We start from the raw sequence: 17,862 nt of genomic DNA on the forward strand, positions 1-17,862 counted from the left end.
GCCGCGGTATCAGTCGCATAAACATCACGCATGTAATTCCCCTGAACGAGGAACCGCCCTACGAAAACCCTTGAAAACAAACCGAAAGAACGAACACGACGGCGAAATCCGTCATATACTCACCGAATTCGGAAGGTCAGGTTTGCAAGATTCATCCCAATCGGCATCTTGGAGCTATCGTGCGGCAACCCGCGATCCGAGACCGCTCATCCGGCTCGAGCAAACCGCCGGCGTAGGCCGACCTGGCGACCGACGGAATCGGCGGCGCGATCCGGCGCATTGTTTGCCGAAGCAAGGGCCACAGCAAACTTCGCAGGTCGGCACATCGTTGGCAACCCTGCCGAACCCACACACCGACACCCACGAGAGGCTGAACCGGTTGTCGGGTAATGAAACCGGTTCGGGGGTTTGCTCGAGCACTGCCGGCGGTAATTCGGGTCCGCAACCCGATTCGACGTTGCGACATAACGCATTCACTTATCGGCACGAAATGACAAAAGGCTCCGGGCTCGGTCGAAACCGAATCCCGGAGCCTTTTCGCGCTTATCAGCGCCTATTGCGCGGTTTCCACACCACCAGTGCGGTACTGCGTTGCGACGGTACGAGATCGGGGCGATACCCCGCACGCAGCCGGTCCAGCTCGGCCGCCATCTCGGCGACGCGCTGTTGCAGTTCCTCGACCTGATTGGTGAGTTCGATGATGCGCTTGATGCCCGCCAGGTTCACACCCTCGTCCTGGGACAGCCGCTGCACCTCGCGGAGCAGTTCGACGTCCCGTGCCGAATAACGTCGACCGCCACCCGAAGTCCGTTGCGGCGTAACCAGTCCGAGGCGGTCATACGTGCGCAATGTCTGCGCGTGCATACCCGCCAGCTGGGCCGCCACGGAGATCATGAAGAACTCCGCCCGCGAAGCCCCGCCGGACGCCTGCTTCGGATTATCGGACATCACGCACCTGCCCATCCCGCACGTGGATCGAACCCGCTGGTCTTCTCCGCCTCCGCGTAGCGCTTGAGCGCCTCGGCGGCATTGTCGTCCAGCTTCTGCGGCACGGCCACCTTGACGGTGACGAGCAGATCGCCCGCCCCGCCGCCGGGACCGCGCTTGGGCACGCCACGGCCGCGCACCCGCAGGATGCGACCGTCCGCGGTGCCCGCAGGCACCTTGACACCGACGCGCCCTTCCAGCGTGGGCACGGAAACCGTTGTGCCCAGCACCAATTCACTGTAACTGACGGGCAGCACCAGGGTCAGGTCGTCGCCGTTGCGGCCGAAGACCTTGTCCTGGCCGACGTGCACGGTCACATAGAGGTCACCCGAGGGCGCACCACGCAGTCCGGCCTCGCCCTGTCCGGCCAGCCGGATCTTCTGCCCGTCGCTGACACCGGGGGGAATCCGCACGGTGATGGTGCGGGTCCGATTCTGGATGCCGGTGCCGTGGCAGTCGATGCACGGATCGTCGATGATCGAACCGCTACCACGGCATTCGTCGCACGGCTCGCTGAAGCCGAACGCGCCCTGGTTGCGGCTGATCACGCCGTTGCCATTGCAGACGGGACAGACTCGCGGACTGGTCCCCGGTTTGGCGCCGCTGCCGTGACAGGTCGTACACGGCGACGGACTGGTCATTCGCAGCGGAACCGTGACACCCTGCGCGGCCTCGCGAAAGCCGAGGGTCGTCTCGGTCTCCACATCGGCGCCGCGGCGGGGACGGCTCGTGGTGCGCGCGCCGCCCCGGTTGAACAGGCCGCCGAGCAGGTCACCGAGGCCACCGTCGCCGGCATTCGCCTGGCCGAAGATGTCCCCGATATTGAAGTCCTGCGAGAAGCCGCCGCCCGCACCGGGAGTGAAGCCACCGCGCCCGTATCCGCCACCGGCGAACAGCTTTCGGGTCTCGTCGTATTCCTTGCGCTTGGCCGGATCCGACAGCACGGCATGCGCCTCGCTGACGGATTTGAACCGCTCCTCGGCCTTGGTATCGCCGGGATTGGCATCCGGATGCAGATCACGAGCGAGCTTGCGGTACGCCTTCTTGATCTCGTCCTGCGAGGCGCTGGAGGAGACACCCAGCTCCTTGTAGAAGTCCTTTTCGATCCACTCCCGTTGGCTCACCGGGCATCTCCTCCTCTCGGGTTCCTATTGGTTGTTCGCATTGGCATCAGCATCCGATGCCTCTTCTTCGACCAGATCGGCCACGCCATCGGTTACCCCGACGAGTGCGTGCCGAAGCACTCGATCGCCGAACCGATAGCCCTTGCGCATGACAAGGCCGATCACCGGATCGTGGCCGGAGCCCTCGTGCTGCACGGCTTCGTGCAGGGTCGGGTCGAAAGGCTCACCCTCCGTACCGAATTCCTGCAGTCCCTGCTTGTGCAGCGCGTCGGCGAGCTTATCCGCGACCGACTTGAGTGGTCCGGCATCGAGATCGCCGTGCGCCCGCGCACGATCGAGATCGTCGAGTACACCGAGCAATTCGGAGACCACGGCCGCCTTGGCCGAATCGATGGTGGCCTGGCGGTCCCGCTCGACCCGACGCCGGTAGTTGGCGTATTCGGCGGTCAGCCGCTGCAAGTCGGCGGTGCGCTCGGCCAGTTCCTTGGTGATGGCCTCGGCCAGGATCTCGGCCCCCGCATCGGAACCGATGACGGGTTCGGTGCCGTTCCCGGCTTCGGGACCGGGCCCGGCGGCGGGCTGCTGCGCCGCCGGTTCCCGGATTTCACCAGCCTGCGCCGTCTGGTCGCTTCGCGGGCTCCGCTCCTCCGGATCGATCTTGCGATTGTCGACGATGGTGATCGGCTCCTGTTCGGAGTTTCCGTCGCTCACTTCTTCTCCGTGTCGACCGGCTCGTCAACGACCTCGGCATCCACGACCTGGTCATCGCCTGCGGAGCTCGACGCGCCGTTGCCGGACGCGGCTTGGTCGGCGGCCGATGCCTCGTAGATCGCCTGACCCAGCGCCTGCGACTCGGTCGCCAGCTTCTCCACCGCGGACTTCACGGCCGCGATATCGGTGCCCTTGAGCGCCTCGTCGGCCTCGGCGATGGCAGCCTCGACCTTGGTCTTGACATCCGCGGGGACCTTGTCCTCGTTCTCCTTGATGAACTTCTCGGTCTGGTGCACCAGCGACTCGGCCTGGTTGCGGGTCTCGGCCTCCTCGCGGCGAGTCTTGTCCTCGGCGGCGTGCGCCTCGGCGTCCTTGACCATCCGGTCGATCTCCTCCTTGGACAAGCCGGAGCCGTCCTGGATCTTGATCGTGTTCTCCTTGCCGGTGCCCTTGTCCTTCGCGGTCACGTGCACGATGCCGTTGGCGTCGATATCGAAGGTGACCTCGATCTGCGGCACGCCGCGCGGGGCCGGCGGGATACCGGTCAGCTCGAAGGAACCGAGCAGCTTGTTGTGCGAGGCGATCTCGCGCTCACCCTGGAACACCTGGATCTGCACCGACGGTTGGTTGTCATCGGCCGTGGTGAAGGTCTCCGAGCGCTTGGTCGGGATGGTGGTGTTGCGCTCGATGAGCTTGGTCATCACGCCGCCCTTGGTCTCGATACCCAGCGACAGCGGGGTGACATCGAGCAGCAGGACGTCCTTGACCTCACCCTTGAGCACACCGGCCTGCAGGGCGGCGCCGACGGCGACGACCTCGTCCGGGTTCACGCCCTTGTTGGGCTCCTTGCCGCCGGTCAACTCGCGGACCAGGTCCGAGACGGCGGGCATACGGGTCGAGCCACCGACGAGCACGACGTGGTCGATATCGGCGACATTGATGCCTGCGTCCTTGATCACGGACTGGAACGGCGCGCGGGTGCGGTCGAGCAGGTCCGAGGTGATCTTCTGGAATTCGGCGCGGGTCAGCTGCTCGTCGAGGAACAGCGGGTTCTTGTCGGCGTCGACGGTGATGTAGGGCAGGTTGATCGAGGTGCTCTGGCTCGAGCTCAGCTCGATCTTGGCCTTCTCGGACGCCTCACGCAGGCGCTGCATGGCCATCTTGTCCTTGGTCAGGTCGATGCCCGCACTGGCCTTGAACTTGTCGACCAGCCAGCTGACGACGCGCTCGTCCCAGTCGTCACCACCGAGGTGGTTGTCGCCGGAGGTGGCGCGGACCTCGACGACGCCCTCGCCGATTTCCAGCAGCGAGACGTCGAAGGTGCCGCCACCGAGGTCGAAGACCAGGATGGTCTGTTCCTTGTCGCCCTTGTCAAGGCCGTACGCGAGTGCGGCCGCGGTGGGCTCGTTGACGATGCGCAGCACGTTCAGACCGGCGATCTGACCGGCCTCCTTGGTGGCCTGACGCTGCGAGTCCTCGAAGTACGCGGGCACGGTGATGACCGCGTCGGTGATCTCCTCGCCCAGGTAGGCCTCGGCGTCACGCTTCAGCTTCATCAGCACACGCGCACTGATCTCCTGCGCGGTGTACTTCTTGTCGTCGATGGCCACCGACCAATCGGTGCCGATGTGGCGCTTGACCGAGCGGATGGTGCGGTCGACGTTGGTGACCGCCTGGTTCTTGGCGGGCTGACCCGTCAGAACCTCTCCGTTCTTGGCGAACGCGACGATCGATGGGGTGGTGCGCGATCCTTCAGAGTTCGCGACGACGACCGGCTCGCCGCCTTCGAGAACGGCGACGACCGAGTTCGTGGTCCCGAGGTCGATTCCGACCGCACGAGCCATGGTGGTTCCTCCTAGTTGACGTAACTTCTTGTGTCGGTGCTGGGTAATCGCGGTCTTCGGGCGATCTGCCCGCTCTGCGACATCCGACCGGGTCGGGTGCCACGAGACCTCGTCCCGAGCACCTCACGGAGCACGGTCCCAGCAACGCTGAGCGTGGTCGGCTCAATCCTGCACCCATTCGACGCCGGGCGTCAACTGAAACTTGAGTCGAACACACTCAACATTGTCGATCAGCTCAACCGATGGCCCACGATGTTCTATTCCCGATGCGGGAAGAAAGGTCTTGTCAGGCCCGATGGCCCGAGCCGGAATCGTTGATTCGAATCCGCCGATCACCCCACGCACACCTGAATGGAACGCGCACTCGACCTGGCTGCCGACCTGCCGCTTCACCCATGTGTACCCGGACGGTCCGGCACCGCACTTCGGAATCTACGCCGCAGGTCGCCGGGGCAATACGCTCGTGGAGTGGGATGACACCAAAGCCGCAGTCTCCGAGGCGCTCTCGACCGCGGCCGGGGCCATCACCCACCATCACGCAGTGAGCCGAGACCATCGGCCCTGGTACGACCGCCAGCGCCCCGACCCGTTCGCGACTGCGTTACGGGCAGCCGAGTCCGCGCTGGATCCGGCCGGAATCCTCGATCCCGGCGTGCTGATCTGAGTTCAGCACTTGTCCACCGGGCGGGCCAGTCCCGGGTGAATGCCCGGGACGAGTCCGTTCGCCGCGGCGGTGCGCTGCAGAAGGTCGACCAGGGTGGCGCGCTCGTCGGGTTCGAGCGCCGCCGTGACATCGGCATCCAAACCGGTCACGATCGTCTCGGCCCGGGTGAGCAGCTCGTGCGCCGCCGGGAGTAGATACACCGCGTGTGCGCGCCGGTCGGTCGGATGTTTGCGTCGCTCTACGAGTCCGCGCTTCTCCAGTTCGTCCACCAGCCCGACCATCACATTGCGGTGGATCCGCTGCGCCTCGCACAGTTGCTGCTGCGATTGGCCATCGTTGGCACTCAATATTCGCAGCGTGCCGTAGTGGCGCGGGCTGATACCGAGCGGCGCGAGCAGATCGGTGAAGCGCGCGGCGACATGGAACCCGAGCTGACCGAGCAGGAAGGCGGAGTGCTCGGACAGCGGCACGAAGGTCGGTTCGGTCACTCTCCGAGCATACCCCGATCAACACACTCTTAGTGATTGCACACTTGATTGATAATCAGATGATGTGCATAGTTTGAGGTGCCGTCCTACTTCACCGATTCGAAAAGAGCCTTCTCGTGGATACCGACATCTCTCCGGGCGCAGACGCGCCACTCGACCCGCGCCGATGGATCGCCTTCGCGGTCGTGCTCGCCGCGGGGTTCATGGATCTACTCGACGTCACCATCGTCAATGTCGCGGTACCGAGCATCCAGACCGATCTGGGCGCCCAGTATTCGCAGATCGAATGGATCATCGCGGCGTATGTGCTCGCCTTCGCCGCGGTGCTCATCACCGGCGGCCGACTCGGCGATATCTACGGCCGCAAGCGGATCTTCCTGATCGGCATGACCGGATTCACGCTGGCCTCGGCCGCGTGCGGCTTTAGCTCGGATCCGACCATGCTGATCACCTCCCGGTTCGTCCAGGGCGCGATGGCCGCGCTGATGGTGCCGCAGATCCTCGCCATCATCCGTGCCACCTTCCCGCAGGAAGAGCGCGCCAAGGCCATCGCGATCTACAGCGGTGTAGGTGGCTCGGCCTCCGCGGTCGGCCTGTCACTCGGCGGACTGCTGGTGCAATGGAATCTATTCGATCTCGACTGGCGGCCGATCTTCCTGGTCAATGTGCCGGTCGGGATCGCGGCGCTGATCGCCGCGACCATCGTCATGCGGGATTCCCGCTCGCCGGCCTCGCCGCGGCTGGATCCCATCGGCATGGCGCTGGCGATCTCCGCGGTGCTGCTGCTGGCCTATCCGCTCACCGAGGGCCGCCGATTGGGTTGGCCCGCATGGACTTTCGTCATGATGGCGAGCGCCGCGGTGGTCTTCGGCGCATTCGTCGTCTTCGAGCGGCGGCGGGCACGGACGGTCGGATCCCCGCTGATCGATCTGGAGCTGTTCCGGTCCCGTCCGTTCACCGTCGGCCTCGCGAGCTGGCTGCTGTTCTGGATCGGGCTCGGCGGGTTCTTCCTGATCTGGACGCTGTTCATGCAGGCCGGGCTGGGCTGGTCGGCAATGCGGGCCGGGCTAACCGCAGTCTTCTTCGCGGTCGGCGCGGGCATCGGGGCCGGTATTTCGGTGAGTGTGCTCGCGCCGCGGTTCGGGCGCGTCGTGCTGGTCGCCGGTGGTGTGGTGAACGCCGGTGGATTCGCGCTGTACGGGTGGCTGGCCGCGCACTACGGTGCGTCGATCGCGTCATGGCAGATGGTCATTCCGCTGATCGTCACCGGTGTCGGATTCGGCATGGTGGTCGCGCCGACCATCGACCTGCTACTCGGTCAGGTGCCCGCACGTGAGGCGGGGGCGGCGTCCGGACTGCTCAATACCGGACAGCAGCTCGGCACCGCGCTCGGTGTCGCATTGGTCGGCGTGGTCTTCTTCGGTCAGCTGGACCATGATTCGACGCGCGGAGTCGAGGCGGTCACGCCGCAGGTGCGCACCGAACTCTCGACGATCGGCCTTCCCGAACCCGCACAGGATCGGATCATCGCGAATTTCCTTGCCTGCGTTCATGATCGGTCGGCACAGGTGGATCCGACGGCGGTCCCGGCCAGTTGCCAGAGCTCCGATGTGGGCAATTACGCTGTGGCACAGGTGCTCACCGATGCGGGCGAACGAGCCAATGCGGTGAATTTCGCCAACACCTTCCGCTACACGCTGTGGTACGGCATCGGCCTACTGGCCGTCATGTGCCTCGGCTTCCTCGTGCTCCCCAAGGACGCACGGCTCGAGCAGCACGAAATCGACGACCCTCTGGAAGACGACCCTCTGGAATTGGTACCAACAGGAGCCTGAGATGAAAGTACTCGCCATCGGACGCGACCGAGCCGTCGTCGACACCGCCACGGAATTGTTGCAGGCCAATGGGTATATCGCAGTGGGTACCATCGCCGACGCCGAGGCGCTGCGCGTGCTCGATACCGGCGAGATCACCGATCTGATCATCGGTGGTGGCGTGGAAGCGGATTCGCGTGCGGCACTGCAGCGAAAGGCGGCCGACCGGCACGTCGCCGTACACGAGGCCAAGCGCGGCGGTCGCGGTATCGAGGATTATCTGAACGAGATGGTCATTCCGACGCTGGAGCGTCGGTAGTAGCCAGACGGCGGTGCCCGACTCGGCGCGGGGACCGCCGTCCTGGCCCGGACTCGCATTTCCGCTGCATCTGATATACGCGGCAGTAAGGTGGCATGTGGAGGCTTCGACCGCCTCACCGCGCGCCGCCGATCCGAGGAGTTCGTCATGAGGGCCGCCGTCGTCACCGATACCAAGTTTTCGGTGGAGGATTTGCCAGCACCGACGCCCGGGCGCGGGCAGGTGCTGATCAATGTGTCGCGGTGCGGCATCTGCGGGTCCGATCTGCATGCCCGCACCCATGCCGACGAGATGGCCGAGCTGGCCGCACGCACCGGATACGACCAATTCATGCGCACGGAACAGCGGGTGGTGCTCGGACACGAATTCAGTGGCGAGATAGTCGATTACGGGCCGGGCTGCCGCAAACGCTGGCACACGGGTACACCCGTGGTGGCACTGCCGATCGTGCGCCACGACGGCGCACCGCAGCTGACCGGGCTCTCGGCGGCCGCTCCCGGCGGGTATGCCGAGCAGGTGGTTGCGCAGGAGTCCATGACAATGCCGATCCCGAACGGACTTTCGACCGAACATGCCGCGCTCACCGAACCGATGGCCGTCGCCTGGCACGCAGTGCGCAAGGGGCGAGTCGGCAAAAGGCAGACGGCATTCGTAATCGGGTGTGGCCCAATTGGTTTGGCTGTTATCAGCATGCTGAAGACGTCGGGCGTGCGCACCGTGGTCGCCAGTGATTTTTCGCCGCGCCGCCGCGAACTCGCCGTCGGCTGCGGCGCCGATATCGTCGTCGATCCCGCGACCGAATCCCCTTGGGAGGCAGCGCCGAAACGCGGGCGGATCGATAGTGTCACCGATATTCTCAGCCTCGGATTCGACACCATGGAACGGCTGCGCCGAATCCCGAATCTGCCATGGTGGTACGTATTCCGGCTGGCGCACGCGCTCGATGCGGGTCCGGCGGGTCCGGCGATCTTCGAATGCGTCGGCGTGCCGGGGATTATCGATCAGATCCTCGCGGCCGCGCCGCCGCTGTCGCGCGTTGTCGTGGTCGGCGTCTGTATGGAGACCGACCGCTTCCAACCCGCGATGGCCATCAACAAGGAAATCGAACTTCGCTTCGCCTTCGGCTACGACCCGGGCGAATTCCGCGACACGCTGCATATGATCGCCGACGGGAAGGTCGATCCGGACCATTTGATCACCGGAACCGTCGGCCTGGACGGTATCGATAATGCGTTCACCGCGCTCGCAGATCCGGAACAGCACGCGAAAATACTGATCGACCCGGCCAGTACGGCGACGACGCCCTGACGCTCAGCCGAGGTGCCGGTCGCGATCGGGCTGCCGATCGAGCCATGAGGGCGCCGCGGTGTCCGGGTAGCTGAGCGCGGGTTCGCCGTGCTCGAGGTAGACGGCGTGGCCCTCCATCCGGGCACGGAAGGCCTGCCAGACGCCGCGGCACAGTTCGGCTCGGGCGAACGTGTCCACAGTGTCGACGCGGACCCACTGCCAGCGGTCCAGTTCGCGCGCCGACAGTTGGACGGCCGATTCTTCGCCGAGTTCGCCGCAGTCGAAGATGTAGTGGATCTTGTCGCCCGCGGGGCTCTGTGCCCAGTCGTGCACGAGCAGGCGCTGCGGTGGGCGGTCGAGGCCGAGTTCTTCGCCGATCGCGCGGCGACAGGCCGCCGCCGGTGATTCGCCGGGCCCGACAATGCCGCCCGGAATGTCCCAACAGCCCCGATCGACCGAATGGACGAGCAGCACGTCCTCGCCGCGCACGAAAAGAGCCCCCGCAGCCAGTCTCACCTGGGCGAACGGTTTCGCGTCACGGTCCGACATCACCTCACGACCTTCCTTCGCCGGGTCCGGAAATACGCGGGTTCGGCGGAGTTGCCGCCGTTGGACCGCACCTGCTGCGACGATGGGCACGGTCTCTCCACTTGTACACCAGCAGCGCACATACGTCCTCGAACAGCTCGAGAAGGTGGGCTAAGCATGGCCGAGAAGATCTTCGACATCGTGTGGGATGCGATCGACGACGTCCGAAGCGACGTCGAGAACATGCGGCTGCGGTCGCGGTTGATATTCGAACTGACCGACCGGATCGCGGCCGAGGGCTGGAGTCCGGACGCCGCCGCCGAGCACCTAGGCGTGACCGCCGCGCGGATCTCCGATCTGCTCGGCGGCCGAACGCAGCTGTTCAGCCTGGACGCGCTGGTCAATATGATCGCCGCGGCCGGTCTACGGGTACAGGTGCTGATCACCTGATCCTCAGGTGGCGGCGAGCACCTGATCGGCGATCTCGCGGTCCAGTGCGACACGCACCAATGCGGCGGCCAGGTCGGCGGTGTGGTTTTCGGGGGCCAGATCGGCCAAGCGGTCCGGGTCTTTCGGAAGTCGGACGCGTTCGGCGCCGCGCAGGGCGCGTTCGTCGAAATGTGGTCGAGCCCAGGTCCATATGTCCTGGACTTCGCGCAGGAAGATATCGCTGCCGGTCGGGCCGATGCCCTGGAACTGTTGCAGCAGTCCGGCGGCGCGGGTCGGCTCGTGGTCGGCTTCGTCGGCGAGTTTGCGCAGATCGCCGCCGTAGCGGTCGAGCACGCGAGACGCGTTGGCGCCAAGGCGGGACGCCGTACTTTCGTCGTAGCGCTTGTAGTGGGCGCGTCCGAGTGCGTCGACGAGTTCCTGCCAGTCGGCGTCCGCGACCCGGTTCGGGGTGCGATATCCGGTACTCACCAGTTCCTTGGTCGCGGCGACGGCGATATCGGCGGAGATCCGGGTGCTGAGCAATTCGGCGAGCATGAGCAGCTGGAACAGCGGAGCGGGCTTATCGGCCAGAGTGATACCGGCCTCGGCCGCGTAGGCGGTGCCCGCCCGGTCCAGCAAAGCGTTCACCACATCTTTTTGAGTCATCGCATGCTCCTGGGTTCGATATCCGGGGCGTACCCAGGGGTCGCGGGTCCACACTCACGGCGAAACTCCGCCGTGTGCTCGCATGATCCGGCAGCGTGCCGACCATCCGGCGAGAACGCGGCAGTGCCCTCACGCCGCATTCCGAACAGACCGACAATCCCCGGACGCGAACGCGACAGCTTTCCAGAAGCGTCGGGATCACTCCGGGAGCAGGCTGAGGGTGCCTTCGGCGCTGCGGGCTGCGGTGAGGCAGGCGGTGGTCGTGAACTGGTCGGCCAGGGGGTGGCGGGCGCGGGCCCGCCATTTGCGCACAGCGGCCATGGCTTCGGCGCGCTGTACGGCAGGGTCGGCGCCGAATGGCAGGCCGAGTCGCAGATGCGGGGCGACGCCGGAGCCGCCGATCAGTCGGTGCAGTTCGGCGAGATCCGGTGCGGGCAGCGCCAATTCATCGGTGCGCAGGCGACCGAGTAGGCGGAGTTCGGCGAAACCGTGCACGTCGGCGAGCAGGGTGCGGACCCGGGGTAGCAGCTGGTCGGCGGGGGTGCCGGGGTATGCGTTGAGGACACGGGCCAGGGCGGTGAGGGCCGAGTGCGCCTTGAGCTGGTCGGCGCGCTGGCCGAATTGAACGTCGAGTACCGAGCGGAGTTCGTCCACACCGCTGCGATTGGTCAATTCCGCTGCCAGCGTGGCGGAGTCGCGCACACCGAGGCGGATCAGGGTGACCGCCGTGCGAATTCCGAACAGGCCGAAACGGGCCGCCAGCTGCGCGCGGAGTTCCGGCGGGACCGGGAGCGGAATATCGGGGCGGGCGAAGCGATCCGCCGAGAGTAGTGCGGCGCTCAGCTCGTCGACCGGCACCCGGGCCAGCGCCTCGAATGCGGTGAATTCCTGCTGACGCAGGGTCGCCGCGGCGAATGCGAGCAGACCGGCGACCGGAATTACGGCCTGGCACAGTCCCATTCGCTCCAACTCGCCCGCGAAACGTGCCGCGACATCGCGAGCGGAATGCAGTGCGTCGATTCGGCCCGCCCCGATCTCGTCGGCACGCGAGACCACTCCGATAACACCTAGCGGACCCGAAATATCCTGCGCACCAGCGGTTCCGACACCGACCTGTTCGAGGAACCGGACGTCGGCGTCGTCGAGCCGACGCAGCAGATAGACCACGGCGTCCGCACCCGGAATCGATACGGCCGCCATGCCGTCGGCGTCACCGGGCGTGAGCAATCGCGCGGTCCGCAACGACACCTCCCGCGACAGCGACGATGTGCCAGGGGTGTCGATAATGGTGGTATTCGCCAGTGTGGCAGCGGGCCACTCGACCTCCAGGTGGTCCACCTCGCGCGGACCCGGCGCATTCCAGTTCAGTCGTTCCAAATCGAAGGTGAGCCCGTGCGTGCCGCTGCCGCGGCGCACCACCACATTCGCTGTCGAGCCGTCCGGTGCGTAGGCCGTCACACTCGGGGTCGAGCCGTTGCGGTACCAGGTGACCACGCGCGTGCATTCGGTCGCATCGGTCGGGGCGATGTCCTGACCGACCAGGGAGTTGAGCAGAGTCGACTTGCCCGCCTTCAACGAACCCGCCAGTGCCACCCGCAGCGGCTGATCCAGGCGGCGGGCACAGTCGGCCAGCAATGCATGCGGTCGCGGCTCACGGGGAAATGCCTGCCTGGCCGCGGCGACCAGCTGATGCGCCTCGGCGACGATGCCGGGCGCCCGCCGAGCATCATGCCGGGTCACGTCTCTTCTCACGGGGTTACCGTACCGGCGGCTCCTTTCCGCGGCGCGACGATGGCAGGTTGCATAGCATCCGCATAGCGGCGCAGCTCGGCGACCATGTGCAGCTGCCGGTCGAGTACCGCGCAGCGCTCGGTCCGGCGGGCCGTTTCCATATTCGCCGCCTCCTGCGCGGCCCGCAGCGAATCGTCGATGGAGCGCAGGCTGCGTTCGGCGACGCCGGTGTAGTGATCGCGCAGAGCCCGATGGATGCGGTGCAAGCGGTCCTTGGATTCCTTGCCCGCCTGGAACGCGACGTCATCGATGAAGCGCCGAATGGCGACCTTGGCCTCATTGCGGCGCCGGGCCAGCCTGGCCTGCTTGTCGTCGCGGAAAGCCTTGCCGCCCACCAGGACACCGGCGCCGATGGAGATCGGATTGAGCATCGCCAGCCCGGCGAAGGTGGTCGCGAGGCCGACCATCAGCACACCACCGTAGGAACCCCGCATGCCGACCAGAATTTTGCTGCCGAAACCGATATCGGGCTCGAGATCGGCGAGGGTCCCTCCCCCGGCGCGGCTGTCCTCGGTGTGCAGGCCGGAGCTGACATCGGGCAGTTCGACCATGCCGATCTCGGTGAAGTGCTCAGCGACCCGCTCGGCGAGCTCGACGGCGCGGGTATGTGTCCAGAGCAGGTTGTCGCCGAGGGCGGTGTCGATATCGCCGGTGAGCCATTCGGCAATCCGATCCCAATGGCGGCCCGGATCGTGTTTATCGATCCACTCCTCACCGGTTCGGGCGATCTCGCGCAGGCGCTCGCGCAGATCGTGATCGACATCGCCGGCCAGATCGGTGATGCCGTCGGAGAGGGTCAGCTGCCAGGCCGAGGTACGCCGGTGCAGATCCTCGGCGGTGGTCTTCGCGATTTGCAGCTCACGGACCGCCATCGCGCCCTGGCGGGGATCGCGCAGTGCGACCAGTTCACTGCCGAGCGCGAGCGCCAAATGCTCTGCGGCGGACTGGATATCGTGGGCCACCGCGACCAGGGTGGCGGCTTGATCGCGGGCTACCACCTGCTCGCGAAGAAACTGGTACAGCACACCGAAGCCGGATTCGGCACCCAACTGTTGGTCCTGCAGAATCATCGCGTGCCTGCGCAGAACCGAGGAAACCGGGATGATCGGCACCTCGACGCGCGCACGGCTCAGATGGCCCTCGTCGGCCTGATGCACTTGGCGCCAGTGCGGATACAGATCGATCTTGGTGAGTAACAGCGCGGTGGTCGGGCACAGTTCGCGGACCTGCCGGAGGAAGGCCAGTTCCGGTTCGGTGAGTTCGGTGGAGGCATCCGAGAGCACCAGCACCGCGTCGGCGGTGGCGACCAGGCCGAGTACGCCTGCCGCATAACCACTTCCGTGGCCGCCGACGCCCGGTGTGTCCACCAGGACGATGCCGTCGGCCAACAGCGGATTCGGGAGCTGGATCTCGATGCGCAGCACCCGCCGGCCGTGTGCCTGCGGTGTGCGGACATTGATCATGCCGATCTCCTCGACCGGCAATGGAACTCGCGCCTCCTCGGTTCCGCTCGGACCGGCCGGCACCAGTTCGACATATGGTTCGGGACCGTGCGCGAGCAAGGTCGGGACAGCGGTGGTCGCGTCATCGCCGACCGGGCAGATCTCCAGATTCAACAACGCATTGACGAAACAACTCTTGCCCTGGCCGACTTGTCCGACGATCACGATGCGCCGCCGCGGATCGCGGACCCGGTCGGCCGCCATTTCCAGGCGACCGACCAGATCATTGCGACCCGCGGCGCGCGCCGCGGCGATGGTTTCACCCAATACCGTCAGCAGCGATACCGCGGGCGGTTGAGCATTGACTGCGGGTGTCCCCATCGAACCTCTTTCGTACGAATATCCGCTGCCGCTCAGTGCAGGAAGGCGTCGCCGCCCAGATCGCCGCCGGCATGTCCGGCCAGATCGGTACCCGCATGAGTATCGGCGAAGAGGCTGGAATCGCTGTGTCCGGTGACCGACGTGTCCAGATGCGATCCGGCCGAACTGTCGAGTCCGGAACCGAAGGCACTCGAAACATCCAGCGACGACCAGGTATTCGCGGTGGACCCGACGGTCGAGGCGGCGCCGCCGGTGAGTGCCGAACCGGCGTGACCGCCCAGATCCGCGGCGCCGTTGGCGGTGCCCTGTGCCGCGGCGCCGGAGTGCACCGTGGAGTCGACGCTCGACGAGAGTCCGCCGCCGAGGCCCGCGTCCGCCGAGCCACCGACACCGGTGGAAAGGCCTGTGGCCAAACCGGTTCCGGCGTGCGCGCCACCGCCGAGGCTGGTTTCCAGGCCACTGCCGACCTGGACGCCACTGCTGATTCCGCTGGAAAGACCGGTCTCCAGGTGTGTTCCGGCATCGACGGCGCCCTGCGCTCCGGTAGACACACTGCCGCCGAGCCCGGTGGCCGCACCGGTGGACAGTCCCGTCTCCAGACCGGTAGCCGCATGGCCCCCGGCATCGACAGCACCGCCCAAACCTGTGGACAGCCCCGCACCGGCCTGCGTCCCGGCGCCGACCGCGCCGTTCAGACCCGACGAGAGTCCCGCACCCAGCTCCGAACCGGCATGCGCACCGGCACCGACCGCACCGCTCACACCCGAAGACAAGCCGGCACCGAGCTCCGAACCCGCGTGGGCGCCGGCGCCGACCGCACCGCTCACACCCGCACCGAGCTCAGAACCCGCGTGCGCACCGGCACCGACCGCGCCATTCAGACCCGAGGACAGGCCCGCACCGAGATCGGCGCCCGCCTGCGCACCGACGCCGACCGCACCGCTCAGTCCGGATGCCAGGCCGCCACCGAGATCGGCACCAGCCTGTGCACCGACGCCGACACCTGTGGACAGCCCCGCACCGGCCTGCGTCGCGGCGCCGACCGCGCCGTTCAGACCCGACGAGAGTCCCGCACCCAGCTCCGAACCGGCATGCGCACCGGCGCCGACCGCTCCGCCCAGACCCGTGGACAAACCGCCGCCCAGATCAGCCGCGCCACCGATGGCACTGGAGAACCCGGACGTGACGTGCGCCCCAGCGTCACCGATATCCGATCCGACCTGCGCACCGCCGCCCAACGCACCACCGAGACCGCTCGACAGTCCGCCACCGAGCTCAGCGCCCGCACCGAGCGCCGCACCGGTAGCCAAACTCGACTCCAGCCCCGTCGTCACCTGAGCACCGGTACCGATCGCGGACGAAGCCCCGCTCGACACGCCGCCACCGAGCCCGGCCCCGGCATCCACCACACCGCCGAGCCCAGTCTCCAGCCCACCCCCGAGCCCACTCCCCGCATGCGCCGCCGTATCGAAAGCCCCCTCGATCCCCGAAGTAGCCTGCGCCCCAGCATCAACGGCCCCATTCACCCCTGTGGACAACCCACCCCCGACCCCCGCACCGGCCTGCGCAGCCCCACCGAGCCCGGTGGACAACCCCGCCCCCAGACCGCTCCCCGCCTGAGCACCCGCGTCGACAGCGCCACCCAGACCTGTGGACAAACCACCGGCCAGATCGGCACCTGCCTGCGCACCGGCACCCGCCGCACCTCCCAAAACGGTCGACAGACTGCCACCACCCAGATCGGAGCCCGCCTGCGCACCGGCGTTTACCGCGCCTGTCAGGCCTGTGGACAAATCAACGTTCGCGTCGGCCGCGGTGCCGATTGCGCTGGAGAATCCGGTCGATGCCTGGGCGCCGGTGTCCAGTGCGCCTCCCAAGCTGCCGCCGAAATCGGCGGCCGCATCGAATGCACCGCCGAGGCCGGTCTCCAAGCCCGAAATCGCTTGTGCCCCTGCACCAATCGTGCCGCCGAGACCGGCACCGAGATCCGTGCCGAGCTGGCCACCCGCACCGACAGCGCCACCAAGGCCTGTTGCGGCTTGGGCACCCGCATCGACCACACCACCGAGACCAGCACCCAAATCCGCGCCAACCTGACCACCCGCACCCACAGCACCACCAAGGCCCGCCCCGAGACCCGTCGCGGCCTGTGCGCCCGCATCGAACACACCACCCAGACCAGCACCCAAATCCGCGCCAACCTGACCACCCGCACCCACAGCACCACCAAGGCCCGCCTCCAGACTCGCGCCGGCCTGCGTGCCCGCATTCACAATGCCGTTCAGGCCGGTCGAAAGGCTCGTGCCGAGGTCAGTGCCCGCTTGGGCACCGAGGGCACCGCCGAGGTCGGCACCCAACTGGGTGCCCGCTCCGATGGCACCGCTGAGCCCGGCGCCGAGATCGGCACCAGCGCCGACTGCGCCACCGAGACCCGTCTCCAAGCCCGAAATCACCTGCGCTCCGCCGTTCAGGCCCGCGCCGAGAGCCCCCTCCAGCCCCGCTCCGACCTGCGCTCCGGCACCGAGTGCACCCTCGAGACCAGTGGTGAGATCGGCGCCGGCCTGTGCTCCCGCGCCGAGCGCGCCACCCAGTGCACCGCCGAGACCCGTCACGGCCTGTACGCCCGCACCGATCGCACCGCCGAGGCCGGCGGTCAGATCCGCGCCCGCGCCGACAATGCTGCCGAGACCGGCGCCGAGTTCGGCTCCGGCCTGCAGGCCCGCGCCGATCGCGCCGTTGAGCCCAGCACCCAGGTCGAGCCCCGTGCCGACGCCGAGGCCCAGGTCCGCGCCGAGGTCGATATCGGTGCCGAGGTCCACGCCCGCGTCGGCGGCCGCACCGAGTCCTACCGCGGCGGCGGTATTGGCCCCTGCTGCGGCACCGGTATCGACCGCTCCGGAGCCGCCGGCCGCCACGATCGCCGACAGCTGTGAGCCGCCCACGATCAGGGCCGATTCGGCGACCATGGGGGCGACGGCGGCGATATCCTCCGGCGTCACGGCGGGCAAACCGGCAGCTGCCAGCGCCTGGCCGGGGTTGGCGCAATAACCCACCGCGGCCTCGTGGTCACGGAGCAGGTTGAGAATGAACTCCAGAATCGCGTTGGGTGTCATCGAAATCATCTCCTGGATGAGCGGACCCTCGCGGTCCGCAGTCGTTGGAATGCATTTCACGCTAGGGACGCCCGGCGTTACTCCGAAACGGGGCGCACCCCTACTGCGAACCACACGTTCCCGTTAGGGACCCCCGAACCATTAGGGGAATTTCCCCGCACCTTCCCCGACTGGGTAACGGCTGATGCCCAGCAACCGACAGAAGTGTTGCGGCTGGCAGGTCCACTGCGCCTTCCCGTCTATACAACAGCGACTACCGGGCCACACAGTTTTC

General features: G+C 66.9%; 14 protein-coding genes and 1 pseudogene. 5 read left to right on the top strand and 10 right to left on the bottom strand.

All coding sequences use genetic code 11. The annotated features are described in order from the left end of the window. Positions 1 to 546 precede the first annotated feature (546 nt). Genes ACQPXH_RS31515 through dnaK form a run of 4 tightly spaced genes read right to left on the bottom strand, consistent with a single transcriptional unit; the run spans position 547 to position 4,666 of the window. A complete protein-coding gene (locus tag ACQPXH_RS31515) occupies positions 547 to 948 on the bottom strand; it encodes a heat shock protein transcriptional repressor HspR (protein ID WP_433600048.1) in 402 nt (133 codons plus the stop codon). Further along, positions 948 to 2,111, bottom strand: coding sequence for a molecular chaperone DnaJ (gene dnaJ / locus ACQPXH_RS31520; protein ID WP_433600049.1), 1,164 nt, complete (start codon positions 2,109 to 2,111; stop codon positions 948 to 950). Before dnaJ ends, ACQPXH_RS31515 begins: the two co-directional genes overlap by 1 nt. Before the next feature lie 24 nt (positions 2,112 to 2,135). Then, positions 2,136 to 2,822: a nucleotide exchange factor GrpE gene (gene grpE / locus ACQPXH_RS31525; protein WP_433600050.1), complete on the bottom strand. Its 687-nt coding sequence runs from the start codon at positions 2,820 to 2,822 to the stop codon at positions 2,136 to 2,138. Continuing rightward, positions 2,819 to 4,666, bottom strand: coding sequence for a molecular chaperone DnaK (dnaK, locus tag ACQPXH_RS31530; protein WP_433600051.1), 1,848 nt, complete (start codon positions 4,664 to 4,666; stop codon positions 2,819 to 2,821). The genes grpE and dnaK overlap by 4 nt, the downstream gene beginning before the upstream one ends. 373 nt (positions 4,667 to 5,039) lie before the next feature. Between dnaK and ACQPXH_RS31535 the strand changes: the two are divergent. Continuing rightward, positions 5,040 to 5,330 (top strand): annotated as a pseudogene (locus tag ACQPXH_RS31535) (FAD-linked oxidase C-terminal domain-containing protein); the annotation flags it as partial. Between the two features lie 2 nt (positions 5,331 to 5,332). Here ACQPXH_RS31535 and ACQPXH_RS31540 read toward each other — a convergent pair. Continuing rightward, positions 5,333 to 5,818 (bottom strand): MarR family winged helix-turn-helix transcriptional regulator, encoded by a 486-nt coding sequence (locus tag ACQPXH_RS31540; RefSeq protein WP_433600052.1) that lies wholly within the window; start codon positions 5,816 to 5,818, stop codon positions 5,333 to 5,335. Positions 5,819 to 5,934: 116 nt separating this feature from the next. Here ACQPXH_RS31540 and ACQPXH_RS31545 point away from each other — a divergent pair, with 116 nt between their 5' ends. The 3 genes from ACQPXH_RS31545 (at position 5,935) to ACQPXH_RS31555 (ending at position 9,259) form a co-directional block, all read left to right on the top strand. Continuing rightward, positions 5,935 to 7,653: an MFS transporter gene (locus ACQPXH_RS31545; protein ID WP_433600053.1), complete on the top strand. Its 1,719-nt coding sequence runs from the start codon at positions 5,935 to 5,937 to the stop codon at positions 7,651 to 7,653. 1 nt (position 7,654) lies between these two features. Then, complete coding sequence (locus tag ACQPXH_RS31550) at positions 7,655 to 7,951, top strand: hypothetical protein (protein ID WP_433600054.1); 297 nt, start codon at positions 7,655 to 7,657, stop codon at positions 7,949 to 7,951. A 147-nt stretch (positions 7,952 to 8,098) separates the two neighbouring features. Further along, positions 8,099 to 9,259 (top strand): zinc-binding dehydrogenase, encoded by a 1,161-nt coding sequence (locus ACQPXH_RS31555; RefSeq protein ID WP_433600055.1) that lies wholly within the window; start codon positions 8,099 to 8,101, stop codon positions 9,257 to 9,259. A 3-nt stretch (positions 9,260 to 9,262) separates the two neighbouring features. Here the strand turns inward: ACQPXH_RS31555 and ACQPXH_RS31560 are convergent, their stop codons facing one another. Next, positions 9,263 to 9,877 carry an NUDIX domain-containing protein gene (locus tag ACQPXH_RS31560; protein WP_433600056.1) on the bottom strand — a complete coding sequence of 205 codons (615 nt, stop codon included), beginning with the start codon at positions 9,875 to 9,877 and terminating at the stop codon, positions 9,263 to 9,265. Positions 9,878 to 9,943: 66 nt separating this feature from the next. On the opposite strand from ACQPXH_RS31560, the gene ACQPXH_RS31565 reads away from it, so the two are divergent. Continuing rightward, the gene (locus ACQPXH_RS31565) at positions 9,944 to 10,216 is read left to right on the top strand and encodes a helix-turn-helix domain-containing protein (protein WP_433600057.1); all 273 of its coding nucleotides are present in this window, start codon (positions 9,944 to 9,946) and stop codon (positions 10,214 to 10,216) included. 3 nt (positions 10,217 to 10,219) lie between these two features. Here the strand turns inward: ACQPXH_RS31565 and ACQPXH_RS31570 are convergent, their stop codons facing one another. The 4 genes from ACQPXH_RS31570 to ACQPXH_RS31585 all read right to left on the bottom strand — a co-directional run bounded on the left by ACQPXH_RS31570 (position 10,220) and on the right by ACQPXH_RS31585 (position 17,588). Beyond that, positions 10,220 to 10,861, bottom strand: a complete 642-nt coding sequence (locus tag ACQPXH_RS31570) for an endonuclease (RefSeq protein WP_433600058.1) — start codon at positions 10,859 to 10,861, stop codon at positions 10,220 to 10,222. Between the two features lie 198 nt (positions 10,862 to 11,059). Beyond that, positions 11,060 to 12,613 (bottom strand): dynamin family protein, encoded by a 1,554-nt coding sequence (locus ACQPXH_RS31575; protein ID WP_433600059.1) that lies wholly within the window; start codon positions 12,611 to 12,613, stop codon positions 11,060 to 11,062. Continuing rightward, positions 12,610 to 14,475, bottom strand: coding sequence for a dynamin family protein (locus ACQPXH_RS31580; RefSeq protein WP_433600060.1), 1,866 nt, complete (start codon positions 14,473 to 14,475; stop codon positions 12,610 to 12,612). Before ACQPXH_RS31580 ends, ACQPXH_RS31575 begins: the two co-directional genes overlap by 4 nt. A 32-nt stretch (positions 14,476 to 14,507) precedes the next feature. Beyond that, a complete protein-coding gene (locus ACQPXH_RS31585) occupies positions 14,508 to 17,588 on the bottom strand; it encodes an IniB N-terminal domain-containing protein (RefSeq protein WP_433600061.1) in 3,081 nt (1,026 codons plus the stop codon). Positions 17,589 to 17,862 lie beyond the last annotated feature (274 nt).

Source organism: Nocardia sp. CA-135953, assembly GCF_050955735.1.
Lineage (GTDB): Bacteria > Actinomycetota > Actinomycetes > Mycobacteriales > Mycobacteriaceae > Nocardia.